This window comes from Klebsiella sp. SYXHC3, from assembly GCF_057196925.1.
Genome location: NZ_JBXUNG010000001.1, coordinates 1 through 25,269, shown reverse-complemented (window position 1 = coordinate 25,269; position 25,269 = coordinate 1). Strand labels below are relative to the sequence as shown.

Annotated in this window: 24 protein-coding genes; 10 read left to right on the top strand and 14 right to left on the bottom strand. The window is 52.5% G+C overall.

Annotated features, from left to right (window positions below):
- Positions 1-11 precede the first annotated feature (11 nt).
- Positions 12-1,100: an ABC transporter substrate-binding protein gene (locus tag AC2CGP_RS00120; protein ID WP_020079034.1), complete on the bottom strand. Its 1,089-nt coding sequence runs from the start codon at positions 1,098-1,100 to the stop codon at positions 12-14.
- Positions 1,101-1,322: 222 nt separating this feature from the next.
- Positions 1,323-1,589, bottom strand: coding sequence for a hypothetical protein (locus AC2CGP_RS00115; RefSeq protein WP_020079035.1), 267 nt, complete (start codon positions 1,587-1,589; stop codon positions 1,323-1,325).
- A gap of 486 nt (positions 1,590-2,075) precedes the next feature.
- Between AC2CGP_RS00115 and AC2CGP_RS00110 the strand changes: the two genes are divergently transcribed.
- Both AC2CGP_RS00110 and fdhF read left to right on the top strand, forming a co-directional pair.
- A complete protein-coding gene (locus tag AC2CGP_RS00110; RefSeq protein ID WP_015705181.1) occupies positions 2,076-3,167 on the top strand; it encodes a malate/lactate/ureidoglycolate dehydrogenase in 1,092 nt (363 codons plus the stop codon).
- A gap of 244 nt (positions 3,168-3,411) precedes the next feature.
- A complete protein-coding gene (gene fdhF, locus AC2CGP_RS00105; RefSeq protein ID WP_015705180.1) occupies positions 3,412-5,562 on the top strand; it encodes a formate dehydrogenase subunit alpha in 2,151 nt (716 codons plus the stop codon).
- 216 nt (positions 5,563-5,778) lie between these two features.
- On the opposite strand, the gene AC2CGP_RS00100 is transcribed toward fdhF, so the two are convergent.
- Positions 5,779-6,786, bottom strand: coding sequence for an AraC family transcriptional regulator (locus tag AC2CGP_RS00100; protein ID WP_072259371.1), 1,008 nt, complete (start codon positions 6,784-6,786; stop codon positions 5,779-5,781).
- Positions 6,787-7,065: 279 nt separating this feature from the next.
- Here AC2CGP_RS00100 and AC2CGP_RS00095 point away from each other — a divergent pair, with 279 nt between their 5' ends.
- Positions 7,066-8,667 carry an aldehyde dehydrogenase family protein gene (locus AC2CGP_RS00095; RefSeq protein WP_020079038.1) on the top strand — a complete coding sequence of 534 codons (1,602 nt, stop codon included), beginning with the start codon at positions 7,066-7,068 and terminating at the stop codon, positions 8,665-8,667.
- Positions 8,668-9,034: 367 nt separating this feature from the next.
- On the top strand, positions 9,035-9,478 hold the full coding sequence (locus AC2CGP_RS00090) for an acetyltransferase (protein WP_047036659.1): 444 nt from the start codon (positions 9,035-9,037) through the stop codon (positions 9,476-9,478).
- A 19-nt stretch (positions 9,479-9,497) separates the two neighbouring features.
- Here AC2CGP_RS00090 and AC2CGP_RS00085 read toward each other — a convergent pair whose 3' ends face one another.
- Positions 9,498-10,082 (bottom strand): helix-turn-helix domain-containing protein, encoded by a 585-nt coding sequence (locus AC2CGP_RS00085; RefSeq protein ID WP_117025648.1) that lies wholly within the window; start codon positions 10,080-10,082, stop codon positions 9,498-9,500.
- A gap of 322 nt (positions 10,083-10,404) precedes the next feature.
- Entirely contained in the window at positions 10,405-11,025 is a 621-nt protein-coding gene (locus tag AC2CGP_RS00080; RefSeq protein ID WP_101739697.1) for a histidine phosphatase family protein, read from the bottom strand.
- 330 nt (positions 11,026-11,355) lie between these two features.
- Here AC2CGP_RS00080 and AC2CGP_RS00075 point away from each other — a divergent pair, with 330 nt between their 5' ends.
- On the top strand, positions 11,356-12,246 hold the full coding sequence (locus AC2CGP_RS00075; protein ID WP_045361265.1) for a GNAT family N-acetyltransferase: 891 nt from the start codon (positions 11,356-11,358) through the stop codon (positions 12,244-12,246).
- Between the two features lie 190 nt (positions 12,247-12,436).
- Here the strand turns inward: AC2CGP_RS00075 and AC2CGP_RS00070 are convergent, their stop codons facing one another.
- The 4 genes from AC2CGP_RS00070 to AC2CGP_RS00055 form a co-directional block, all read right to left on the bottom strand.
- Positions 12,437-13,333, bottom strand: coding sequence for an alpha/beta fold hydrolase (locus AC2CGP_RS00070; protein WP_047066577.1), 897 nt, complete (start codon positions 13,331-13,333; stop codon positions 12,437-12,439).
- Between the two features lie 236 nt (positions 13,334-13,569).
- Positions 13,570-14,223, bottom strand: coding sequence for a LysE family translocator (locus tag AC2CGP_RS00065; RefSeq protein WP_015366973.1), 654 nt, complete (start codon positions 14,221-14,223; stop codon positions 13,570-13,572).
- A 204-nt stretch (positions 14,224-14,427) separates the two neighbouring features.
- The gene (locus AC2CGP_RS00060) at positions 14,428-15,456 is read right to left on the bottom strand and encodes an alpha/beta hydrolase (RefSeq protein ID WP_047036654.1); all 1,029 of its coding nucleotides are present in this window, start codon (positions 15,454-15,456) and stop codon (positions 14,428-14,430) included.
- Between the two features lie 13 nt (positions 15,457-15,469).
- Positions 15,470-16,699 carry an MFS transporter gene (locus AC2CGP_RS00055; RefSeq protein WP_045361216.1) on the bottom strand — a complete coding sequence of 410 codons (1,230 nt, stop codon included), beginning with the start codon at positions 16,697-16,699 and terminating at the stop codon, positions 15,470-15,472.
- 295 nt (positions 16,700-16,994) lie between these two features.
- On the opposite strand from AC2CGP_RS00055, the gene AC2CGP_RS00050 reads away from it, so the two are divergent.
- The 3 genes from AC2CGP_RS00050 (at position 16,995) to AC2CGP_RS00040 (ending at position 19,440) form a co-directional block, all read left to right on the top strand.
- Positions 16,995-17,894, top strand: coding sequence for a LysR family transcriptional regulator (locus tag AC2CGP_RS00050; RefSeq protein ID WP_100279862.1), 900 nt, complete (start codon positions 16,995-16,997; stop codon positions 17,892-17,894).
- 39 nt (positions 17,895-17,933) lie between these two features.
- The gene (locus tag AC2CGP_RS00045) at positions 17,934-18,623 is read left to right on the top strand and encodes a helix-turn-helix transcriptional regulator (protein WP_015705163.1); all 690 of its coding nucleotides are present in this window, start codon (positions 17,934-17,936) and stop codon (positions 18,621-18,623) included.
- Between the two features lie 70 nt (positions 18,624-18,693).
- Positions 18,694-19,440, top strand: coding sequence for an SDR family NAD(P)-dependent oxidoreductase (locus tag AC2CGP_RS00040; RefSeq protein WP_015705162.1), 747 nt, complete (start codon positions 18,694-18,696; stop codon positions 19,438-19,440).
- A gap of 104 nt (positions 19,441-19,544) precedes the next feature.
- Here AC2CGP_RS00040 and AC2CGP_RS00035 read toward each other — a convergent pair whose 3' ends face one another.
- Together AC2CGP_RS00035 and AC2CGP_RS00030 are read right to left on the bottom strand one after the other, a co-directional pair.
- On the bottom strand, positions 19,545-20,036 hold the full coding sequence (locus AC2CGP_RS00035; RefSeq protein ID WP_015705161.1) for a 2-thiouracil desulfurase family protein: 492 nt from the start codon (positions 20,034-20,036) through the stop codon (positions 19,545-19,547).
- 55 nt (positions 20,037-20,091) lie between these two features.
- Entirely contained in the window at positions 20,092-21,255 is a 1,164-nt protein-coding gene (locus AC2CGP_RS00030; protein WP_015366979.1) for a M20 aminoacylase family protein, read from the bottom strand.
- Positions 21,256-21,512: 257 nt separating this feature from the next.
- On the opposite strand from AC2CGP_RS00030, the gene AC2CGP_RS00025 reads away from it, so the two are divergent.
- Positions 21,513-22,712 (top strand): MFS transporter, encoded by a 1,200-nt coding sequence (locus tag AC2CGP_RS00025; RefSeq protein WP_026612337.1) that lies wholly within the window; start codon positions 21,513-21,515, stop codon positions 22,710-22,712.
- Between the two features lie 54 nt (positions 22,713-22,766).
- On the opposite strand, the gene AC2CGP_RS00020 is transcribed toward AC2CGP_RS00025, so the two are convergent.
- Entirely contained in the window at positions 22,767-23,489 is a 723-nt protein-coding gene (locus AC2CGP_RS00020; RefSeq protein ID WP_047740733.1) for an amino acid ABC transporter ATP-binding protein, read from the bottom strand.
- Entirely contained in the window at positions 23,476-24,192 is a 717-nt protein-coding gene (locus AC2CGP_RS00015) for an amino acid ABC transporter permease (protein WP_126027474.1), read from the bottom strand. Before AC2CGP_RS00015 ends, AC2CGP_RS00020 begins: the two co-directional genes overlap by 14 nt.
- Positions 24,193-24,322: 130 nt before the next feature.
- On the opposite strand from AC2CGP_RS00015, the gene AC2CGP_RS00010 reads away from it, so the two are divergent.
- A complete protein-coding gene (locus AC2CGP_RS00010) occupies positions 24,323-25,141 on the top strand; it encodes a phage integrase SAM-like domain-containing protein (protein WP_213759698.1) in 819 nt (272 codons plus the stop codon).
- On the opposite strand, the gene AC2CGP_RS00005 is transcribed toward AC2CGP_RS00010, so the two are convergent.
- On the bottom strand, positions 25,138-25,269 hold a 132-nt coding region (locus AC2CGP_RS00005; RefSeq protein ID WP_484502314.1), incomplete at its 5' end, for an IS3 family transposase. The two genes, AC2CGP_RS00010 and AC2CGP_RS00005, sit on opposite strands and share 4 nt — an antisense overlap.

The following is a 25,269-nucleotide window of genomic DNA, read 5'->3' as shown; positions in this document are numbered from 1 at the left end:
AGGTAATTACTTTATTTCGCAGCAGCGGCGCGCCATTGCTTAATAAATTCCAGACGCTGTTTGGGTTGCAGATATTGCAGCAGGCTTTCATCCACCGGAATCGGCTTCAGCGCATTGCCCAGTAATTTGGTCATCCCGTCGATATCATTTTTACCTTCAATGTCGTTGCGAATTGACGGGATATCGCCCTGAGAGGCAAGAATCGTTTGCCCTTTTTCCGACAGTACATAGTCGAACCACAGTTTCGCCGCATTAGGATGCCCTGCTTCCGCGGTGATAAATGAGACGCGGGACAGCACCAGCACGTAGTCTTTCGGATAGGCGATGCCTAATGACGGGTCGGTTTTAGCGCGCGCTTCGGCATAGGATCCCAGGATGTTATAGCCGATCAGGTTTTCACCGGAGGAGACGCGCTCCATCATGGTGCCGGTAGAGGATTGCACCGTCAGGCCGCCTTTGGCGATATTCGCCAGGTCGGCAAAGTAATTGCCGTCAGCCTTGCTATCCTGCACCGCCAGCATAAAACCAAGCCCCGATTTCTCGATATCGTAGGTGGTGACTTTGCCTTTAAATTTATCAGCCTGCCCGGCGATAAGTTTGGCCAATGCGGTATGTGAATCCGGCACTTCATTTTGTGGGATCAGCCGTTTGTTATAGATAAAGACCACCGGCTCATAGGTTGTGCCGTAGGCTTTTTGCTGCCAGACCGCCCATTTCGGCAGCTTGCCGACTTCTGGTGAAGCATACTCTTGCGCATAATCAGTGGCTAATTTCAGCGCCGTGTCCATGGAAGAGCTCCACACCACGTCGCCGCTCCCGCCGCCGGCAGCTTGTTCACTAATATAACGGTTGTACAGCTCGGTGCTGTTCATATCGTTATATTCAACTTTAATCCCAGGATATTGCGCTTCAAAGCCTTTAATTAACGGCCCTGCCGCTTTGGTGTCCGTTGTGGAATAAACCACGACTTTGCCCTCTTTCACCCCGGCATCAACGACTTTTTGATAATCTGCCGGGTAGCCCTGCGGCACCTCCGCCAGCGCGGAGTACGAGAAGACTGTCGTCAGTGAAACCACTAAACCGCCGATTTTCTTATACATAAAATCAACCCTTAAGCATCAATAATTAAACACAAATTTAACATATAGTGCTACAACCCCCTCTGCAACGCTGGGGGAAGGATTTTTATGGCTTTTGTGACAGTGGCGTAGTTTAAAAAGTGGTGTTTATGGAGTTTATTCAGCGAATAGAGAAAACAGCGAGCGAGGTCACAGATTAATGCCGCAGCGTCACGAAGCGATTACCGCCAATGGCAAAGCCTTTTATTTGCATTTCTTCAGGACCATTCGAATAAAGAAAAACAGGAGCAGCGCATACAGCAGCGCCATTACCAGGATGGTAATAAAAGAAATGGGATCTGCTCCTGATTCATATGGTTGACTGAGACGGGAGTTAAACAGGCACCAGGTATGATCTATCACCCAAAGCGTGATGCCATTTAGAGGTTTACCATAGCTGCTGAGCCATAAGGCAAAAAGAAAACATACCGCAAATAGTAATGAATTCTTAATGTACTTCACAACTGGCATAGTCTCGGCTCCCCTGAACATCTACGTAACCATAAGCCAATAAACCCGATCGAGAACCCGGTACTTTCACTTTAGATGTTCTCAATAATGTTTGCCTAACATTATAAAAATCATTTCTATCCACAAATGTTATACATGTATTCCATTACTCTATCAGGCTTGGTATTTATTACATCAACTGAACGGAATCAATACAATACCTCTTTTATCGCTCCATCACAATAAAATTGCTCAAATAAAGAACCATCACATAACGCTATTCAAAGCAATATTTAATTTTTCCCTGATAATAATAGATGAACCTTTTACATATTCACCTCATATTACATTCAACACCATTTTGCCGGGCGGTTTCGTCAAAATGAACCATGCCAATAATCTCCCTATTCAGTGAGAGATATTTATCGCCTTGATCTTCTGCGCCTTGCGGCGCAGCATGGAATGGCAAACGCAACAAAACAACAACATACATCGAGGAGACTATTCGTGCCTACAGGACATCGCTTTCGCCCCACGGAGCTGCACCACTTCGTCACCACCCTGTTCACGCAGCTGGGCAGTACACCAACCGAAGCCGCGCTGGTCGCAGACCACCTGATCGCCGCCAACCTTGCCGGACACGATTCGCACGGCGTCGGCATGATCCCGAGTTACGTAAAATCCCATAGCGAAGGATTTTTACAGCTTAACCGCCATGCCAGCGTGATGAAAGACGCCGGCGCCGTCGTCACCCTTGACGGTAACGCCGGCTTCGGTCAGGTCGTTGCCCATGAAGCCATGCAGTTGGGGATTGAAAAAGCCAAACAGCACGGCCTGGCCGCGGTAGCGCTGCGCAATGCTCACCATATCGGGCGCATCGGTTACTGGGCGGAACAGTGCGCCGCGCAGGGGTTAATATCCATTCATTTCGTTAGCGTCGTCGGCGATCCGATGGTGGCGCCATTTCGTGGCAAAGATAGCCGCTTCGGCACCAACCCGCTCTGCGTGGTCTTCCCGCGTGAAGGCCACCCGCCGCTGCTGCTCGATTACGCCACCAGCGCCATCGCTTTTGGCAAAACCCGCGTCGCATGGCATAAAGGCGAAGCGGTGCCTGCCGGCTCATTGATTGACTCTCGCGGCGAACCGACCACCGATCCGGCGGTGATGCAGACCTCGCCGCTTGGCGCCCTGCTCACCTTTGCCCAACACAAAGGCTATGCCCTGGCGACGCTGTGCGAGGTGCTCGGCGGTGCGGTCTCGGGCGGACAAACGACCCACCAGGATAGCCTGCAGGGCTGCGTCGACGCCATCTTCAACTGCATGACTACCATTATTCTCAGCCCGGAAGCCTTCGATGCGCCGCAGATGCAGCGCGAAACCGAGGCCTTTATCGACTGGTGTAAACAGTCGCCGCACGATGCCGATACACCTATTCTGGCGCCGGGTGAGTGGGAAGCGGCCAATCGTCAGCAGCGGCTGGCAAACGGTATTCCGCTCGATGCCAGTAGCTGGCAGGCGATCTGCGCCGCCGCGCGGCAGGCCGGGATGTCGCAGGAGACGTTGAATCAACTGCAGCAGAACATGGAAGTCAACGCTTAACCTCAATCCCCGCGGGGCGATCGTCAGCCACAGCGTCCCGCGTCATCGTCACTTATGACGACATCCATGATTTTCCCGCGTCTTCATCACCTTCATCCCGCGTCATCAGCGCTATCTTCACTTTGGCACGCATTATGCAATCGATTTGCATCGCACGACGATCGACGTCGCGCGTTTGCTGACGGTAGCCTGCCGGGCCCGGCGCGCTATCGCCCTATCTTCACTGTTAACAGGTCTGTTACTGATGAATAAAATTACCAGCGTGTGCCCCTATTGCGGGGCGGGTTGTAAACTCAAATTGGTTGTCGAAAATGATAAAATCATTCGCGCCGAGGCCGCCGACGGCGTCACCAATCAAAACCAGCTATGTCTGAAAGGCTACTACGGCTGGGATTTCCTCAATGACACGCAGCTTCTCACGCCTCGCCTGAAGCAGCCGATGATTCGTTATCAGAAAGGCGGCCCGTTCACTCCGGTCAGTTGGGAAGAAGCGATTCGCTACACCGCCGCTAAGCTCCGCGAGATCAAGGCCAAATATGGCCCGCGCGCCATCATGACCACCGGTTCGTCCCGCGGCACGGGGAATGAAACCAATTACGTGATGCAGAAATTCGCCCGTGCGGTACTCAATACCAATAACGTCGACTGCTGCGCCCGCGTTTGCCACGGGCCGTCGGTCGCCGGGCTGCAGGCTTCGCTCGGCAATGGCGCGATGAGCAACTCGATAAGCGATATTGAGAACTCAAAATGTCTGCTGGTCTTTGGCTATAACTGCGCCGATTCTCACCCTATCGTGGCGCGAAGGGTATTGAGAGCCCGCGACAACGGCGCGAAAATCATCGTCTGCGATCCGCGGCGCATTGAAACCGCCCGCATCGCCGACCAGCATCTGCAGCTCAACAACGGCAGCAATATGGCGCTGGTCAACGCCTTCGCCTATGTCCTGCTGGAAGAAGATCTCTACAATCACGATTACGTTGAGCGTTATACCGAAGGGCTTGAGGCCTATCGTGAGGCGGTGAAAGACTACTCTCCCGAAGCCGTGGAAGCGCTGGTCGGCGTCCCGGCGCTGGCCATTCGCCGGGCGATGCGCACCTTCGCCGCCGCCCCTTCCGCCACCATTATGTGGGGAATGGGCGTAACCCAGTTTGGCCAGGCGGTTGATGTCGTCCGCGGTCTCGCCAGCCTCGCGCTGCTGACCGGCAACCTCGGGCGGGCTAACGTCGGCGTCGGCCCGGTCCGTGGACAAAATAACGTTCAGGGCGCCTGCGATATGGGGGTGTTACCCAACCAGTTCCCGGGCTATCAGGACGTCACCGACGCCGCGGTGCGCGCCAAATTCGCCAATGCCTGGGGCATCGATCCGGCGCTGATGGATACGCAAATCGGCACCCGTATCACCGAAGTCCCGCATAAAGCGCTGGCGGGAGAAATCAAAGCCTACTACATCATGGGCGAGGATCCGCTGCAAACCGAGGCCGATCTGGGTCTGGTACGCAAAGGGATGGAAGCGCTGGATTTTGTGGTAGTGCAGGATATTTTTATGACCAAAACGGCGGAAGTGGCTGACGTGCTGCTGCCGGCGACGTCCTGGGGCGAGCACGGCGGCGTCTTTACCTGCGCCGACCGCGGCTTCCAGCGTTTCGAACAGGCTATTCCGCCCACAGGTAACGTGAAACGCGATTGGGAAATTATCAGCCTGCTGGCCAGCGAGATGGGCTATCCAATGCATTACGCCAGTAACCAGCAAATCTGGGATGAAATGCGCGAACTCTGTCCGCTGTTCTACGGCGTAACCTGGGAGAAAATGGGCGACATGGGCCACGTGCAGTGGCCGTGCCCAACGCTCGATCACCCCGGTACGCCATGGTTGTATCAGGATAATCACTTTGATACTCCATCGGGCAAAGGGCAACTGTTCGCCGCGCCGTGGCGCGCGCCGGCGGAAACGCCGGACGATGATTTCCCGCTGGTGCTCTGCACGGTGCGCGAAGTCGGCCATTACTCCTGCCGTTCAATGACCGGCAACTGCGCGGCGCTGCAGTCGCTGGCGGACGAACCTGGCCGGATCCAGATGCACCCTGCCGATGCCGAGCGGGCAGGTATCGCCGATCGTCAGCTGGTATGGGTGAGTTCGCGGCGCGGCAAAGTGATGACTCGCGCCGATCTCAGCGAGCGAATCAACCCCGGCGCGGTGTATATGACCTACCAGTGGTGGGTTGGCGCCTGTAACGAGCTGACCCAGGATAATCTGGATCCTATCTCGAAAACCCCGGAAACCAAGTACTGCGCGGTGAAGGTAGAGGCTATTGCCGACCAGGACTGGGCGGAACGGTACGCGTGGACGACCTATAGCCTGATGAAGGCGCGGTTAAAGGCGGCAGCTAACGCCTGAGGGTGAATTCAGGGAGAGGCTTAGCTTCTCCCTGATATCTGACGTTGACCGGATTGACATAAAAATAGGTCTTCTTTGGCAGGACAGCTGAAAATCTTTTGTACCGCTCAGGGAGCTGCCAGCAGGGACTGAAGTATGAAGCCGCCCCCCCCGTCCTGTGACGCCGGCAAACAGGGTTTTCTCCTGTTCGGTAAGTTTAGACATGGTGTGTTTTCCTCAATTCAAGCGCATGGCATGACGGACGCTGTCAGGTGTTTTTCCAGTCCACCCCTGGAATGCGCGATAAAAGGAATTGGGATCTTCGAATCCAAGGAGGAAAGCGATCTCTGCGCCGGACATCGTGGTATTTGCCAGGTAGTGTCGGGCAAGGCTCTCCCGCACCATATTGACCAGGGCGCGAAAGTTTTCCCCCTCCTCCTCAAGCCGACGTTGAAGCGTACGCTTACTCAAGCCCAGTCGTTCCGCGGCCTTCTCAATGGTAGCCGCGTTACCAGGCAACAGCTCCAGTAAGACAGCACGCACGCGTTCCGCCGTCGACGCCGTCGAATCAAGTTCACTGAGCCGTCGGCGAAGATCGGGTTCGAACGCGTGAAACATGCTTTCGTTGACCGTCAGGAATGGACGCAAAGCATCCACAGCGGCGAAAGCGATAACTGGATACTCTCCCTTTTGCACAGGTACGCCGAAGAAATTCTCGTAACGCCGGAGATAACGACTGGACGGAAGTTGCGGCAGGATAACGCGATGCGCCTTAATGTGCTCACGGGTAGCCAGTCTGGCTAGTCGCACGAAAAACGCAATCTCGGCCACTTGCAGCGAGTAAGGTACCTCGGTTTGTATCGACAACCAGCGAGGCGTCACGACCAGCTCGCCTGCGTCACCCGTATTGACTTCCAGGCTCATGGGCGCCACCAGTTGCTTGTATTTGGCGAGGCGCTGCAAAGCCTGTACCAGATTCGCGCTGCACAGGGCAGCGAACAGTGGTGGGTTGAAAGAATCAGCCGAGAGAGTCTCGACGAGGCGTAAGGGAAACATGGCATCACTTGCCTCAGCCTCTAAAGCGCGCCAGAAACGAAAATAGTCTTCGCCAGAAAGCCCCTGTCTTGTACGGGAGAGTAAATCGTCTGGAAGGCCGGCCCGACGTAATACATGGCCAGGCTGAACACCTAAGTCCTTCAGTATTGCCAGCCAGCCAATATCCATGGGAAAAGTTTTGTTTTGCACCTTCAGAACTCCGTCACTATTGCTCATTCAACCGACGCTCAGAGTATAGAGCAGTCGTGCGCTTAACCCCCGTCAAACCGCGCCACAATGACTGCACGTTGCGCCAATCTGTAACATCCGCGACTCAACTCCCTGTGCTGGCATCTCTCGCATTAAAATTGGCGCGGATTGCCAGAGCGTTGTCGTGGCTTGCTTCCTATAGTGAGATGTAAACATCACACCAGCCAGGACACGTTCCACCTGTCCTGGCGGTCCAATCTGAACAATAGAGAAATCCCCATGAATGCTACCGAAGCTATCGACCAACTGGATCCCCAAAAATGGACCACAACATCTCCCGCAGAACGTTTGCGTCTGCTGGAGGAAATCCGTGCAAACCTGAAGAAGTACGGTGATGACCTCGCCTTCGCCGACAGCAAGATGAAGAATGGCATCCTCGGGGCGCCTCTTTTTTCATACCCAATGTCTAAGGTTGCTACCGTCGTTCCTATGGCGAGTACCGTCTCGGCAGCCATCATCCTTTATGAATCCATTCTCGACGGCAAGATGCCACAGCCGCTGAGCGTGGAAAAAGTGAGTGAGGATCTCTACGACATTTATGTCTTTCCGCAGGAGCGGAAAGACAAGTTGATGTACGCGGATCAGAAGAGTCGCATTCGTGTGAAAGGCGCACCGAAACAAATCAATCCGATGGAAAAGCCCGCGGGTATTATTGCCGTGCTGGGTGCCGGTAACTACAGCTCAGCGCTCGAGGTGTTGAAAGCGATCTTCTTCGAGAACTGTGCGATCGTACACAAACCGCATCACCTGAACGAAGAAACCGACAGGATTTGGGCAAAGATCATGCAGCCGCTGATTGATCGGCGCGTTCTGAGCTTCTGCGATGCCGATCGGGGACAAGATCTGACAGTAGACCCCCGCCTCTCCAGGATCTACTTTACTGGTGGAACCGCAACGGCCGAGGCTATCATGTCAGCGACAGAGACGCCGCTGATCTCCGAATGCGGCGGTAATAACCCATGCATCATCGTGCCGGGCGACCGGCCATGGACAAAGAAGGAAATTGAACACCAGGCAGTGCAGATAGCCACCATGGCAAAGTTCAATGGTGGCGCGAACTGCGGTCGTCCCCAAACTCTGGTGACAAGCAAGCTCTGGCCGCAGCGCAAGGAATTCCTCGACGCGCTGCGGGTCGCTATCTCGGAGACTACTCCGGCCATGGGTATGTACTACCCCGGCGCCGACAAGGTCGTGGATGGTTTTCGACAGGCCTATCCCGATGCGGAAGTACTAAGCCCCGAGGGCGGCAAGTATCCGCATACCGATGTCATATTACTAACAGACGTTGAGCCCGGTGGCTACGCCACTTCACATGAAGCGTTCAGCCTGGTGCTCGCTGAGGTGCCGCTTGACCTGCCAGCCACTGCCGCGCACTTCCTCCCCGGCGCCGTCAAGTTCGCCAACACCCAGCTCCTGGGCACGCTCGCCAGTGCGATACTTATCGATGAGGACACCAGAAAGGCCCATCAGAAATTACTTGAGCAGGCGGTGTCTGACCTGGAATATGGTGCGGTCGCCATCAACAGCATGCCGTCCTTCATTTTTCTCAACCCCTATCTGACCTGGGGTGGAAATGAGGCAGGCAAGACGTTCGTTTCTGGTCGCGGCAACTTTGGCAACCTACTCAATTACGAGAACGTTGAGAAATCGATCATGGAGGCAAAGTTTATGTCACCAGGGCACATGCTGTACACCAACAAGCGAGCGTTCGACAATATGGCTGGAAACATGGCGAATTTCGCAGTCGAGCCTACCTGGATGAACCTGACCTGTCTGATGGGGGACGCCATCCGCGATAGCTTCCGTAAAAAAGATTTCTGAGTAGTAGAACGCATCGGCCTGAAAGGCCTTATCCATTGCCCCTTACTCGACTATCTTCTAGCGAGTCTGCTTCATAGCCTGAGCAGTGAATGTGACCTTAAGGACATGCATAGGGTGAGCTCCACAACAATAAATCGGAACTCATCGCGGCTTTCCACAATAAATCGTGGTGCTCGAACGGCTTGTACGCCAGTTCGAGCGCTATCAGGCCAGCGCCGGTCGTGGCATTCTGCACCTGAAAGTGAGTCTAGCAACGATAGACTTGACGACACCTTCACTATTGTGAATTTAATTATACCATAGTAAATTACGTGAATTCATTTTGTAGGTAATTACCCAAAAACATGTCCATTTTAAGGAAAAAAAGATGATAAAAATCAGAATGTCACGACCTTCTGAAGCGGAAGACATCATCCAAATTTGGAAAAGTTCTGTCGATGCTACGCATGATTTTCTGTCAGCACACGACCGGCAAGAGATCGAAAAAGAGGTGGTCGGCTTTTTTTCGGAAACTCCTGTATGGGTAGCCACAAATGATGAAGACCAGCCACTCGGATTTATGTTCTTACATGATGGTCACCTGGAGGCCCTGTTCGTAGATGCTGCTGCTCGCGGGCTTGGCGTCGGAAAACAGTTGATATCCCATGCCCTTGCTCTTCATCCTGATTTAAGCGTCGACGTCAATGAACAAAACCAACAGGCTGTCGGGTTTTATCACCATATGGGCTTTCAGGTTTCAGGACGCTCCGGGCAGGATAGTCAGGGAAGACCTTATCCCCTGCTGCACCTGCGTAAAGGGAATGGCGTCTAACCGTTTAGCAGGGGAAATATCATCTGTTTTTTTGGCTAAACGCAACGATGTATGTACAGTTCTGTTCGCTATCCGGGTTAGTCATTTGGCACTCGCCTGCAAAGGTAAGAGCAAGACAATCACCCGCTTGCAAATGATGAGTCTGATGATTGATCCTAAAATCAAGGTTGCCGCTCAGCATCCAAAGTGTTTGCCCACAAAGATGCTCAATAGCGGAAGCGGGGATCGTCAGTTGACCCAGTGCAGGGATTTCAACTTTTATCAGTTCCGGGCTGGCGCCCGCCGGGGACAATGTCCAACGAATAATGCCTGATTGTTCATCTGTCCAATGCTGCTGCTGGTGAGCGAAACGAACCAGCGAATTCTGATGTTGCTCAAGCTCGGCGAAAAGTTTTGATAGCGTAATATTCATGGCGTTGGCTAAACGACTAAGGATAGTCGCGCTGGGACTTGACACGCCTCGTTCAATCTTACTAATCATCGCCTGGCTGACGCCTGAGCGTTGAGCAAGTTCCGTTACCGTCCAGTTACGAGCTTTCCTGTGCTTTAGTAATAACTGTGCAATGTCGCTATCTACTATCTGATTTTTCGCTGTTTTATCCATTTCACCCTCACTTTCGCCAGCCTGATTATGCCATTACCTAAATTAGGCTGGAATCATTGATTGTGTCAGTGTGAAAAAGTCAGGTTTCAATAGCTGGACAATCATTTTAAGTACCTACGTCATCAGAAGAGCATGAGTTTGCGATGCGCACTCCCGGCACAACGCGGGTAAGTTAATCCGAGTTCTTCGTTTCATAGCAACGTCCCCCCTTGATTAAGGATAGCGTTGCATCGACCCGTTGAACTCACAGCGAGGAGTGAACATTGTGCTTAAATAATGATGACTCTGGCAGGATGGGTTTTCAATGCCTGGAAGGTAGCCACTAATTCAGGTGACGTAAATGTGTAGCAATCCCCCACTTTAGGCCAATACATTTTCCATTAATCAGGTCGATAACAGAATAACTTGCATTGGGATGAGCATAGCGAGGGAAACTATTGACAGTCCCTTCTTTAAGAATTGCCAGAGTGCCCTGACTGACATGCCCGTGAGACACAATACATATTGTTTGTTGATGTGATGAGGTATCTTCCAGGTTTTGTAAAAAACGCATAACTCGCTGAGAAGCATGCGCCAGTGACTCCCCCCCTGGTGGACAATACTCTGCATCAAGCCTGAATAATGCATTTGCATAGTTTGGATGTTTTTGTCTGAGTAGTTCTAACGGCATACCTTCAAACTGACCAAAGGCCTGCTCTTTAAGGGCCGGTTCAGCCGTCAGTGAACAATGAAAGTGTTCAGCCAGGCTTTGCCCCATTTGCCAGGCACGCCCAAGCGGAGAAGCGTAAACACGCTCTATTTGATACTCACTTGCACTAAACGCTGCTAGTAGGAGGGATGTTTCACGCAAACCCCGACAGGTCAAGGAGCTATCGCTGTGCCCCTGAATAATTCCTTCCCAATTCCACTCTGTTTCTGCGTGTCGAACAAGTATCAATTTCATTGTTAGCTGGCCATGCTCGTTGTTGATCAAAATGTCCCAACTGCGCGATGTCAAACACACACCGTTGAAGCAGCGGAAGGCTTTTCTGTTGTGGAAATAATGAACAAGTGTAGCTTATTGCCGTTATGCAGCGGCTCTGGGTGTGGGGCGCTGAATTTTATCCGTAGTTAACTTCCGCTTTTGGCACGAAGCGGACAGAACTTTAGCGGCGCAACGCGCCATAGACCAGAAGTGGATTCTTTAGTTCCGAAAGCTGCTTGCTATTTGAGCGAAAGGTAGTGCAATCTGTGTAGCCTCAGCTGAACCATGGAATTATGCCAGACAAATATGATGCTAGAATTCATGCTTTCTCAGTATGCTCAACTGCCCGTACCACAGGATATTCTCCATAGCTGGCTTGAAAAATGGATTTCTGAGCAGGAAAAATACTGTGTGGATAGCACCTTTTCAGCAAGGTTCCCGTGGAAAGAAACTGGCTTGCCACAGGAGTATTTTTTACAGCGAAAACTTAATATTGATGGACAGCATTTTCTTACTGGTCCGCGTTACCGTGGGGGCGATATCAATAGCCCTTTCATTGACATTGTCGCTTCAGACTCCAGTATAGATTGTTCTGTACTCAAATACGTTTGCCAAGAGTGGGCGCAGCTAAAGCCGCTGTACATTCGAATTCTCACGCCCGGCCATCATAAAAATCAGGGTATAACAGATCAATTCATCTATGCATCCTGCCTGTCAGGTGCCTCAGAATATCAGGATGACACAGTAACCCTGAGGCTGGCTAAACACGCCGATTTTGAATGGTGTCGAAAGGCGCTCATGGATGCCTATCAGAATTCGTTGTCAGCTATCCCAGCCTTAAGAGGCAATCTGTGCTCTGTCGATGACGAAGAACTCAGTGATTATATTTCAGAAGGCGTTGCACATATTGTTTATGAAGAAGGAGTGCGCGTCGGACTAATAATTTGCGAAAAAGGAGGCGTCGCTTTTTTAAGTGGCCACAGGATTTCTGAAGAGGTAATCCTTCCTGCCTTTCGCGGACGCTCTCTGGCCTCCCGGGCTCAGCGCCTGCTTTGTAACCATCTTCAACGCTCCAGCCGGGAACCCTGCCTAATGATAGGGACTATCATTCCGGAAAATTTGCCGTCGATAAAGACAGCTGAAAAAGCGGGGCGGACATGCATTCTCAGATTTGAGTATTTACCTGTGATGTTTAGTTAATCTGCTGAACCTGAACGTTAAATCTGTTGCTGCGTGTGATATGAAATATGTCTATATAACTCTTTTCTTGCTGCACAAGGCAGACAAGATAAGTAGCGTTAAGGTCCGCTATGAGCGAGAAGCGGACACGGGAATAGTTTTCAATAATGATCAGTACGTATTGAGCAGAACTAAATACTTAAGATATGCTTTAATTTGACGTACATCTATTCAAATGTTGAAGAATTTCTTCACTAATATAAAAGATGCAGTCTAAATGCTTACTGTGCTCAATAATTCTACTATGTAAATTCGGGTTACCACATCCTTCTACAAACTCTGACATTTGTCTTGCATCAAATAGCTCATCCTTTTCAGCTATCAGAACAGTTACAGGTAATGGCAATGCTGCAATTTGCCTTGCAGGTTGACGCGGCGTCAAAGCATTCGCCATATTCACGCTGTATCGCTGAACAAATTCAGGTCTTAATAGCATAACCTCATTGGGAAAATTAAGAGTCACTGCATAACGGTTACCGCATAGTAATCCCAAACTGAGCGCATTTAGTACGAAAGGCCACTTGCTCACCGACGCGAATGGAACCATTGTTCTTCTGCAAATTTTAGCTGGCGCAAAAGGCCCAAACTCAGGCGCAAGTAAAATCAGGCTGTCACTTTGTTGAGAGGGGGTGAAGCGAGTAAAATAATTGATCAACATCCCCCCTCCGCTTGAATGGCCAAGCAAGTGAACTCTGGCCCAGGGGAACTTTACGCGAACATGTGCAAGAACAGTGTCGATATCCTGCCAGACCTGCTCCGGATTAGAAACGCTACCTTTGTTACCCAATGAGTTCCCGTGTCCACGGATATCTATGAGGCATGTACAAATAGCTCCACGATGACTTATCTGATGAGCAAGGATATCGTAACCAGCATTTGAGTTGACTCCACCACCGTGGTAAACGATAAGAACATCCTCAACTGCGCTTGCGGGTTCAAAGATGCGAATGTTTAGTCCTGCTATCAAATATTCAGCTACATTTTTAGCAAGTGGTAATAAAGTTCTGAGTTGTTTATAGCGGTCGTTAAAATTTATGAAATCAATCACGTCAAAAAATCCATGCAGATGAAGTTCGGTATCCTAAGAATGTTTTGCTCAAAGTATGCACTGTTTTTTTTTCTTCAGAACTCATACTGGGGGAATTTTCTTCAAAAAATTCCTCCTAACTTCTTTCTTGCTCCTTATCTTCAACTTCCGCTCCTGGTACAAAGCGAACCAACCAACTGAATTTAAAATCCTGTCTGAGCGAGAAGCGGACACAGGATTTACCGGTTCTGTATAACCTAACGGATAGATTTTGATACTATGCCGGACCCGCTAAACAACATGCGGATACCCAGGCCAATCATGACAACACCTGTAAATCGTTCCTGCCATTTGATAACGCCAGGGTGTTTACCTAGCCAGTTACCAAATGTGCCTGATGCCATCGCGACTGACCCCAGAGACACGATTCCTGCCAGCTTTTGGATACTGCCAAGGACAAGCAATTGCAGCCAAACTGGACCCGCTGCGGGATCAACAAATTGAGGAAGAAAAGCAAACATGAACAGCAGGGATTTTGGGTTAGTCAGGCTGTTCAGAGCGCCTTCCTTAACGGCATTCCAGTCAGAAATTTTTGCCGTTTTTCGCAGCCGCGTATCAGTACCTGAAGTCGCAATCATTTTTATGCCCAGCCACATCAGATAAGCCGCACCGACCCACCGTAACAGATCCAGCGCAACCGGCCAGGCATGAACAACGGTTACCAGCCCGAGGACAAGAAAAGAAACTTGCACAAAACCTGCTACAAATACATTGCCCAGGACCGTAAGCAGCGCAATACGTCTTCCCTGACCGACACCTCTGGCGATAGTCAGCATCATGTCTGGCCCAGGAGAAATCTCCAGCAGCGTCAGCGCGAGAAGGAAAGTTATAAACGTTTCGATGGAAGGCATCGTGATTGAGTCCAGAAAAATATTTCCGCTACGTTACCTCAGTCCGATTCATGCCGAAAGCGGAATATATTGCAGCGTCCGCCTGTGGCGCTACACAGACATTTCAACTCTCAGTGATGCGGCAGCATTTTGTCCTTTTGATCAAATTACGCCCCACTACCGACCCGAAGGCCGGTAGCTGTTGATACAACCCATTACCACGCGTTATTTCAGGTTGTTGCGGAAAAAGTCCGTCAGCTTGTCGAAAGGGATCACGTCAGTGCGGTCATACAGATCGACGTGCCCTGCCCCCGGAACGACATACAGCTCTTTAGGCTGACCGGCGCGTTTAAAGGCGTCCTCGCTGAACTCTTTTGAATGGGCCTGGTCACCGGTAATAAAGAGCATCGGACGCGGCGAAATGGTTTCAATATCGTTAAATGGATAGAAGTTCATAAACTTACCGATACTGCTCAGCATCGGTTTTGTCGTCAGTTCCTCTTTCTCGCCCTGCGGGGTATAACCGCCGCGTTCGGTACGGTAGAAATCAAAGAACTCGCGCTGAATTTCCGGCGTGGAAGCATCCAGCTTATTCACCGTGCCCGGAATGTATGCTTTCTCTCCTCCTTTGAACTCGGCAAACCGCTGCTCAATGGCCGACTGGATAAAGGCCTTACGCTGTTCCAGAGTCTGGGAGTGGTTAAGGCCGTTACGAAACGCGGCTCCCATGTCATACATGCTGACGGTGGCGATAGCTTTCATACGCGGGTCAATTTTCGCGGCGCTGATGACAAAACTTCCGCTGCCGCAGATGCCCAGCACGCCGATATTTTCTGGATCAATAAACGATTGTGTACTGAGGTAATCCACCGCCGCACTGAAATCATCCGCGTAGATTTCTGGTGAAATCAGGTGCCCCGGCTTGCCTTCGCTTTCCCCCCAGAACGAGAGATCGATCGCCAGCGTAACAAACCCCTGCTCCGCCAGCTTCTGCGCATACAGGTTTGCGCTTTGTTCCTTAACCGCGCCCATTGGATGGCCAACGACGATCGCCGGGTTTTTGGCGTTCTGATTCATCGTTTTCGGGATAAACAGATTGCCGACCACGTTCATTTGATACTGATTTTTAAAAGTGACTTTCTGCTGCGTCACTTTTTCGCTTTTATAAAAGTTATCAGCGCCTCTGGACATATCCGCCGCCGAGGCGGCAAATGCGCTAATGAACATTCCCAGGGCTAACGCAAATTTATTCATGATAGTTTCCTTGTCAGGACGAGTGTGATGAAAGACCCTCGGCAGAGGCGTCTGCACGTGAGGTCAGGAAAATCAGTACGGTTGCGATAATCAACATCGCGGCGCTAGCCAGAAAGGTGCTCTGGTAGCCATGATGGTCGAACAGCACGCCCCCCACGGTGGATCCCAGCGCAATGGACAACTGCACCATCGCCACCATCAGCCCGCCGCCCGCTTCGGCATTCTGCGGGAACGTGCGTGGAACCCATGCCCACCATCCCACGGGCGCGGCAGTTGAAATAAACCCCCACAGCCCGAGCAAGGCCGTCACGATGGCCGCCTGGCTGCCAAACGCGATCAGGGCCAGCGCGACGGTCGCCATCAGCACAGGAATGGCCATTAGCGTCGGGTAGAATCCGCGCTTCAATACCCGGCCAATCAGCGTGGTGCCGATGAAACCCGCGCTCCCGATGACCAGCAGGATGAGAGTCACCGCTGAGGCGTCCACCTTCGTGACCGTCTCAAGGAAAGGCCGGATATAGGTAAAGAGCGTGAACTGCCCCATAAAGAAGATCCCCACACCGAGCATGCCCAGCATGACCACCCGACGGCGTAACAGTGCAAAGACGTTGCCGGCCCCCGCTGGCTGGCGGGTAACCTGCATGGAAGGCAGGCTGAGCAATTGCCAGATAAACGCGACGATGGCGACGGGTAACAGGCAGAAAAAGGCTCCCCGCCAGCCGATGACGGAACCCAGCCAGCTGCCCAGAGGCGCGGCCACAACGGTTGCCAGCGCATTGCCGCTGTTAAAAATGGCCAGGGCCAGCGGAACACGGTGCACCGGCACCAGACGCATCGCTGTCGCCGCCGACATCGACCAGAACCCGCCGACCACGATGCCAATCAGGGCCCGGCCGGTCATATAGGTCAGGTAATTAGGTGCCATCGCAATGACGCCCCCCGAAAGTGCCATGATGCACGTCAGGCCAAGCAGCAGGTTTTTCCGGTTAAGCGTGCCTGCCAGTCGGGAAATAAACAGGCTAGTCACCACCGCAAACGCGCCGGAAATAGCGATCCCCTGCCCGGCCATGCCTTCGGTGACGTTTAGGGACTGCGCCATCGATGTCAGGAGGCTGACCGGCATAAACTCGGAGGCGATCAGGGCGAAGACGCACAGCGTCATAGCAAACACGCCGCCCCAGTGCGCCTGTTGTTTTTCACTTGCTCCGTTCTGGTTTTTGGTTTCAGTTTTCTGATTACGCATTTAGCCTTTCTTTTCCGTTGATAATGGAATGCCCTTCCCCTTCTGAAACGGCGACGTGGGGGATAAGCGCGTGAGTTAAAGAGAACGATGGATATGGAAGGCGCGACGGCTCAATCCGCAGCCCTGAGCCCGGCAGAGAGGAGCATCAGCAGGGACGTCTTACGGTGAGCATTTTCCATCTCGTTTAGCGTTGACTTTTTCATCGCATTATTGTTACCAATAGGCAGCGGTGAAACTAGCTAATGAATGCTTAACAGCCTTATAAGTAAAATTTATAAATAGCCCGGAAACCAATATGGCAAGACGCAACCTCAACGATTTACTCTCTTTCGTCACCGTGGCGCGGGAAGGCAGCTTCACGCGTGCCGCCGCGCAGCTTGGCGTGACCCAGCCTGCGCTGAGCCAGGCGATTTCCGGGCTGGAAGAGCGAATGCAAATCCGCCTGCTGACGCGGACCACCCGCAGTGTGTCCCCGACGGCGGCCGGGGAACGCCTGTTGCAATCGGTGGGCCAGCGTATTGATGAGATAGAGGCTGAGCTGGACATGCTGACTGAACTGCGGGACAAGCCTGCAGGAATCGTCCGCATCACCTGCGGGCCGAACGTGCTGAAAACGACTCTGCTGCCCAAGCTGGCGCCGCTGCTCCGCGAATATCCGGATATTCATATTGAGTTCGATGCTAATCACGGATTCCGGGATATCGTGGCGGATCGGTTTGATGCGGGCGTGCGGCTTGGCGATACGATTGATAAAGATATGATAGCGATGCCAATCGGCCCGAAACTGCGCATGGCAGCAGCCGCCTCGCCAGATTATTTCGCACGATACCCGGTGCCGAAAACGCCTCATGATCTGACGCAGCATCAGTGTATTAATATGCGCATGGTCCGCTCCGGCGGGATTTATGTCTGGGAATTCGATCACGAGGGAGGAGAGTTGAAGGTCCGGGTTAATGGACAGTTGACGTTTAACACGTCGGATCATGTTGTCGACGCCGCCCTGGCAGGGTTAGGCATCGCCTTTTTACCTGAAGAGGAATTCGGCTCACACATCAGAGAAGGTCGTCTCGTACGCGTGCTTGAGTCCTGGTGTCATCCTTTTCCGGGCTACTATCTTTATTATCCTAGCCGCAAACAGCCTTCCCCAGCCTTCTCACTCGTTGTTGATGCGCTGCGCATGAACGGGAAACTTTAGGTTTAAGATTTTTTCGCTGTATCAGAATGGACTTATCAAATGACCAGAACAGAGAGGCTTCTCGAGTTACTACAGATATTAAGAGCGCAAAGATATCCCATCACGGCATCCACGCTCTCAGAAAGATTAGGGATAAGCGTACGTTCACTTTATAGAGATATAAAAACGCTGCAGCATCAAGGGGTGCGCATTGAAGGTGGGGCCGGAATGGGTTATATCGTTAAGTCTGACTTTCATTTGCCACCCTTAAATTTTTCGCATGAAGAAATCAATGCTATTACCCTTGGGCTAAATTGGGTATCTCATAACACAGATGATGATTTCAAAAACACAGCAAGGAATGCGCTTGCTAAAATACACGCCGTCATCCCCGACGAATTAAAAAGCCTTATCGAAAGCCAATCTTATTTAATCGGCCCTTCAGAAAGTAATGAGGTCTTTTTCAAAGACATTCGCGATGCTATTAAAAAGCAAAAGAGAGTCCAAATAAAATATTGTGACAAGAAAGGCACTGACTCTTCTCGTGTTATATGGCCCATCGGATTGGCATATATGCAGTCATGTTGGCTTTTGGTCGCATGGTGTGAGATGAGAAATGATTTTCGTCATTTTAGAACTGACAAAATTGCAGAGATGGCACAACTGGACTCTATATACAGGGAAAGCCGGATGGCTTTATTGAAAAAATGGAGAATAAAAGAAGGGATCGCCGAGGAGAAAGAGTACTGACAAAAACTGTCACAGCTATTTTGTATACTCCCTCTGATGCAAAACTCAATTCTACATCATAGGGGGAATGATGAATTTCCAGAATAAAGTTGCTGTCATCACAGGAAGCACGACAGGGATAGGTGAGGCAGTCGCAGAGCAATTACACCAACATGGTGCTAAGGTCGTTATTGTCTCCCGCTCGCCAGAGCAGGCCATCAAAAAAGCGAAACAATTATCTTCACAGGGGCAACAGGCGCTGGGGATCGGATGCGATGTGTCGCAACCTGAACAAGTACAGAAAATGATTGCTGAAGTGATCAAACATTTCGGCAGACTTGATTATGCTGTAAATAATGCGGGCATAACAGGTGAGCATGGTAAAAATATAACAGAACAGACGGTTGAAAACTGGGACAAAGTTATTGCCACTTCATTGAGCGGCGTTTTTTACTGCCTAAAATACGAAATACCTGCAATGATGAAGTTTGGCGGCTCTATCGTTAATTTATCTGCAGTCAATGGTCTGGTTGGTATTCCAGGATTAGCGCCCTACACCGTGGCTAAACACGGTATCATCGGTTTGACCCAAACCGCAGCATTAGAGTTTGCAACGCAAGGCATTCGAATCAATGCCGTCGCTCCGGGCTATGTCCAAACGCCACGAATGAGTGAATTTCCTGACAATATCGTACGTAGTTTCGCCAATAGCCACCCTATGAAGAGGATGGCAAAAATGCGGGAAATAGCAGACTTCATACTGTTTTTGCTGTCAGAAAATGCGGCGTTCTGTACCGGCGGCGTTTATCCCATCGATGGTGGTTATTTAGCTGAGTGAAACTCCCCCAGTGCTTTTAAACCGCAAGAGTTTCATAAGGCTTTAACGTCGGCTATGTCGAGGTGTGAACCTCATACAGTTCGACGTTAACCCTGGGGAACCGCTCATTCCCGTTCTTCTATCCAGCTCACAAGCTCCGCAAACTGAGCTTCTGAAAATACCGCGATGCCATGCTCACTGAGCAGTGACGCCGCCACTCCCATACCCGATTTACGCTGATTACTGAAAGAACCATTATAGATAAACTGACTGCCGCACGTAGGACTACCATCAGTTAACAATGCGGCGGTACAACCTGCTTCTTGTGCTGCTCGCAGAGCCAGCCAGGCTCCCAGTTGATAATGCGGCGTAACATCCCTTCCCGTATTTTCAATTATTCTGGCTTGTCCACTCATTACGTCTCTCCCATCAGCCGACACGATCTCGGCAGGTGGTCGCGGAACAGGTAGCCCGGCAGCCAGCTCAGGACAGTGGATTACCAGGCGCTGCTCCCGTTGCCAGCGAGCAAGTTGATGGGTCATCTGCGCTTTCTCTTTTCCGTTATAACGGACTTTAAGGCCCATCAGGCAGGCACTGACCAATATTTTATTTATCATTTCTTTGTTGGCCCCCGGAGACCGTTCACCCGCGCTTTCCGCGGCACACGAAAACTTAGCCCTGCCCGGCAGGCAGCAGTGATTCCACCAGCGCCGTCCACAGCGCCACGCCGGGCGCCAGCAGATCGTCGTTAAAATCGTAGCTGGCATTGTGTAGCGGCCTGGAGGGCGTTTCGCCGTCTGTCCCTATCCAGAAATAGGCGCCGGGACACACTTCCAGCATGCAGGCAAAATCCTCCGACGCCATGGAAGGATTGATCTGCCAGCGCACCGCGGCTTCGCCGAGCTCGGCCTGCGCCACCTCGCGCACCTTCAGCGCCTGTTGCGCATCATTTTTGGTCACCGGATAGCCCGGATACCACGCAATCTGACCGTCAACGTCGGAAACCTGCGGCTGCGTATGCACGTACTGCTCAATGAGGTTTTTTACCCGCTCGCGCACCGTATTGCTCAGGCAGCGAAAAGTCCCGCGCAACACCACGCGGTCCGGCAGCACGTTGATCGCCTCACCGCCGTTGATCTGGGTAATGCTGACCACTGCGGAATCCTGCGGCGACAGGCGGCGTGACGGAATCGTCTGCAGCGCCATAATCAGCTGTGCGGCGGCGACGATAGGGTCGGCGCCGCTCTCCGGCATCGCCGCATGGCAGCTTTTACCGGTGAGCGTTATCTCGAAGGCATCAAGCGAGGCCATCATTGCCCCGGGATTCACCGCCACATGCCCCAGCGGCAAGCCTGGCCAGTTGTGCAACGCGTAAATGGCGTCCATCGGGAAGCGCTCGAACAACCCCTCTTCCACCATTTTGCGCGCGCCGCCGAGGTTCTCCTCCGCGGGCTGAAAGACAAAATGCACGGTGCCGCCAAAGTTGCGGGTCTGGGCAAGGTGCGCGGCGGCAGCCAACAGCATGGCGGTGTGGCCGTCATGACCGCAGGCATGCATCACGCCAGCACGACGCGAACGATATTCCACCGTCCCCTGTTCAGCGATCGGTAGCGCATCCATATCGGCGCGCAGGCCAATCACCGGCCCCGGGCCGTTCTCAAGCGTCGCGACGACCCCGGTACCTGCCAGCCCGACATGTACCTGCAGGCCGAACGAAGCCAGTAGCCCGGCAACCCGACGCGAGGTCTCCTGCTCCTGGTACCCGAGCTCCGGATGAGCATGAAAATCGCGACGCCAGCCGATAGCTTCGGCAATCAGTGAAGACGATACCGCCATGTCCTGTTCCTTCCATTACTGAATGAGTGGTCCCCGTCCTGCTGCTTCCAGGCGGCACCCTTCGTTATATCCTTTCGCCCCCGCGGCTGACAACTTCAGCGATGATGATTTTTGTCTATTCACCAGCGGATCGTTTTATCGATATCAAAAATAGTAGCTATTTCAGCGGTGACTTCCGTCAGCTGATTAATTATCATGCAGACTGGTCGGCGTCTTGCCGGATTATCCACCTGCAACCTTCCGTTATCGGGAATACAATGTTTAACCCAGACCAGAATCGCCTGGCCCCCACGCTGGCGATGATCATGGCCGCTTCACTTGTGGGATTTATCACCGGCTATACGGTGCCATTAATCAGCCTCGAGCTGGCGCAGCAGCAAGTTGCTCCGCTTTATGTCGGCCTGCTGGCCGCGCTGCCGCCCGCTGGAATGATGCTCTCTTCTTTTCTTTCTCCCGCGCTGTGCCGTCGTTTTGAAATGGGTGCGTTGCTCAGCGTTAGCCTGATTCTGCTGGCGTTGGCGACCATCGCCTCCTGCATGACCACCGACATGACGCTGTTGCTGGTGCCGCGTCTGCTGACCGGACTCGCCTCCGGCGTCATTATCGTATTGGGGGAAAGCTGGATAACCGGCGGCGCGGCGGGCAGTAATCGCGCTACTCTCACCGGCATCTATGCCTCGGCCTTTACCGGCTGCCAGCTCGCCGGCCCGCTGCTTATCTCCGTCGGCCCCGCCTGGCAACACGCGGCGCTGATGGCCATTGTCGCCATTACCGCCGTTTGCCTGCTAATGCTGCGTCATCTGCCGCGCGGCAGTCGCGAAAGCCTTGCCGAGCGCGCGAGCTGGCGCAGCCTGGGGGCGTTTCTGCCGGTGCTGGCCTCTGGGGTATTCTGCTTTGCCTTCTTCGACGCCAGTATTCTCGCGCTACTGCCGCTGTACGGCATCGATAAAGGTTTAAATGAAACGATGGCGGTACTGCTGGTCACCGTCGTCCTCACCGGCGACGCCATGTTTCAGGCGCCGCTGGGCTGGGTTGCCGACCGCTTCGGCATCCGTCGCGTGCATCTTATCTGCGCGGTTGTCTTTAGCCTGTCGCTACTGGCGCTGCCGTTTATGCTCGCCTCGCGCGTACAGCTGATGGCTATCTGCCTGCTGCTCGGCGCCGCGGCGGGCGCGCTTTACACCCTGTCGCTGGTGCGAGCGGGGAAAACCTTTAGCGGGCAAAAGCTCATCATGATTAACGCCCTGTTTGGCTTTTTCTGGTCCGCCGGTAGCGTGGCCGGGCCGATTGTCAGCGGCATGCTGATTGGCGTCTCCGGCTATGACGGCTTGATCATCACCCTGTTCGCCAGCGGCGTGCTGTTCCTGCTAATCCAGTGCCTTAGCAAGAATGAAAAAACGCTGCTCGCCAATGAGCAGGAAGAAGACATGGAAGAGGCTACCGAGACCGCGCAATAGCGGAGGTTGTTGATAACGGGCAGGCGGGGATCCACCTGCCCGTTTTGCTTATGGCTACAGCACCTTACTGAGGAAGGCAGCGGTGCGCGGATTGGTCGGCGCGCTAAAGATCTGCGACGGTTTACCCTCTTCCTGAATCACCCCCTGATCGATGAAAATCACCCGGTCGGCCACTTCGCGGGCAAAGCCCATTTCGTGGGTCACGATCACCATCGTCATCCCTTCGCTGGCGAGATTTTTCATCACTTCCAGCACATCCCCTACCAGTTCCGGATCCAGCGCTGATGTGGGCTCATCAAACAGCATGATCGATGGCTTCATTGCCAGCGCGCGGGCAATCGCTACCCGCTGCTGCTGACCGCCGGAGAGGCTGGAAGGCCAGGCGTCACGCTTATCGCTGAGTCCCACCTTCGCCAGCAAGGCATCCGCCAGGTCGACCGCCTGCTGGCGCGGCATGTTGCGCAAATTCATCGGCGCCATCAGCAGGTTTTCCAGCACCGTCATATGCGGAAACAGGTTAAAGCGCTGGAACACCATGCCAACACTTTCACGCATCTTGTTGAGGTCGGTCGTCCGGTCATGGGCGGCAAAGCCGTTGACCACCACTTCGCCTTCGCTCACGGTTTCCAGCGCATTCATACAGCGCAAAAAGGTGCTTTTGCCCGAGCCGGAGGGCCCGATAATGCACACCACTTCCTGCGGTTTAATATCGCAACTGATGCCGCGCAGCACGTGACTATCGCCAAAGCGCTTATGTAAATTATTAATGTGAATCACTTTTGCCAAACCTCTTTTCCAGACGGTTAACCAGCTGCGCCAGCAGGAAGGTAATCACCCAATAGACCAGCGAGATCGTCAGGTAGGGTTCCCAGTAGGTGGCGTAAGCGCCGGAGACGGTTCGCGCCGCGTAGGCCAGATCGGCAAGCCCGATCGCCGAGGCCAGCGATGAGTCTTTAACAATAGCGATAGCGTTGTTGCCAAGCGGCGGCAGAATGCGGCGAAACGCCTGCGGCAGGATCACTTTACGCATGGTTTTCCACCACGGCATACCCAGCGCGCGCGAAGCTTCCATCTGCCCTTTATCGATAGACTGGATCCCGGCGCGGAAAATCTCCGACACGTAGGCCCCGGCGTTAAGGGTAATCGCCACGATACAGGAGAGGAACGCGCCGTAGTTAGAACGCAGTTCGCGGGCGAAATCGGCGCTCATTATCCCGCTGGTGACCAGCAGGCCGTCGCGCGGGTTAATAAACAGCGGCACCAGCGCAAAGTGGACCACCATAATCTGCACAAACAGCGGCGTACCGCGGAAGGCGCTGACGTAGAAGCGCACCGGAAACTGCACCAGATAACGCAGAATATATTTCCATGGCCCGTGTTCGGCCTTCGCCATCCGCCCCAGCCCAAGCGTTAACCCCCACAACGTCCCGAGGATCACGCAGATAATGGTACATTTAATCGTCATCAAGGCGCCGTCCATAAACAGCGGGCCGTACTCCTCGATGATCTCCCAACGAAAGAGGCCACTACATAATCAGGACAACACGCAGGGCTTAGAATCCAGCAATGGCAAGGGTTAAGCTATATCCCTTGTTTTATGAGGCCTTACGATGACTGCAAAAATTGAGCACACTTCCTACACAGCTAAAAACGGTTATACGTGGCGTAAGCGCTACGTAGGTAGCACCATGAGCATTGCCCTTTTGACCAAAGATCACAACACAGCAGTAAGACGTTCTACCTTGCTCACCATGAAGTTCATCGAATACGCCGCGCATGAATGGGGCTTTGCTGCGATGGCTGAGACGCTCAAGAAATATCGTGACACCATGACTACAGCAGACAAGATGAACCAGCTACGAGCCACCTTAGCGGCTACAGGATACGATCTGAATAATCCGGCTATGCCGATCCCGGCAGTGGCGCAAGTATCAGCGGTGGCTTTGCACGTTGCTGAACAGGCACAAGCGGCTAACACTAAACACGGCTTTGAAGAAGCAAAACAGGCATGGATAGACGCTAACCTATCAGACTGGCGGCCTAAGACCTTAAACGGCTTTAAGAATAGCTCTAACAAGCTGATGGCCTATCTTGCTACTAATGGCGTGATGTACGTAGAGGATGTGACGAAAGATCACGTAAGAGGCTTTAAGCAATACCTTGATGATTCAGACTTTGCACCGGGAAGTAAGAAGAGCTACTACAATAAAAATCAGCAGTGGTTTAATTACATGGTGAACGATAAAGAATGGATTGAAAAGAATCCGTTTAATGGGCTTGCATTCAAAAGCGCTGAAGTGATCAACATCAAAACGCCAATGAATCACAATGACTTTGAGCATGTGTTTAACCTGCTTCAGCATGACGCAGAGAAGCCTATTAAATGGATGATGGCTGTAATGCATCATGAATCGCCACGGATAATCTAGACACTTCCGAGCCGTTGATAATACTGGTTTTCATATTCTGTCGGTGACATATGATTGCTTGAACCATGCCGACGCTTACTGTTATAAAACATTTCGATGTAATCAAAAATATCGCTGCGGGCTTCTTC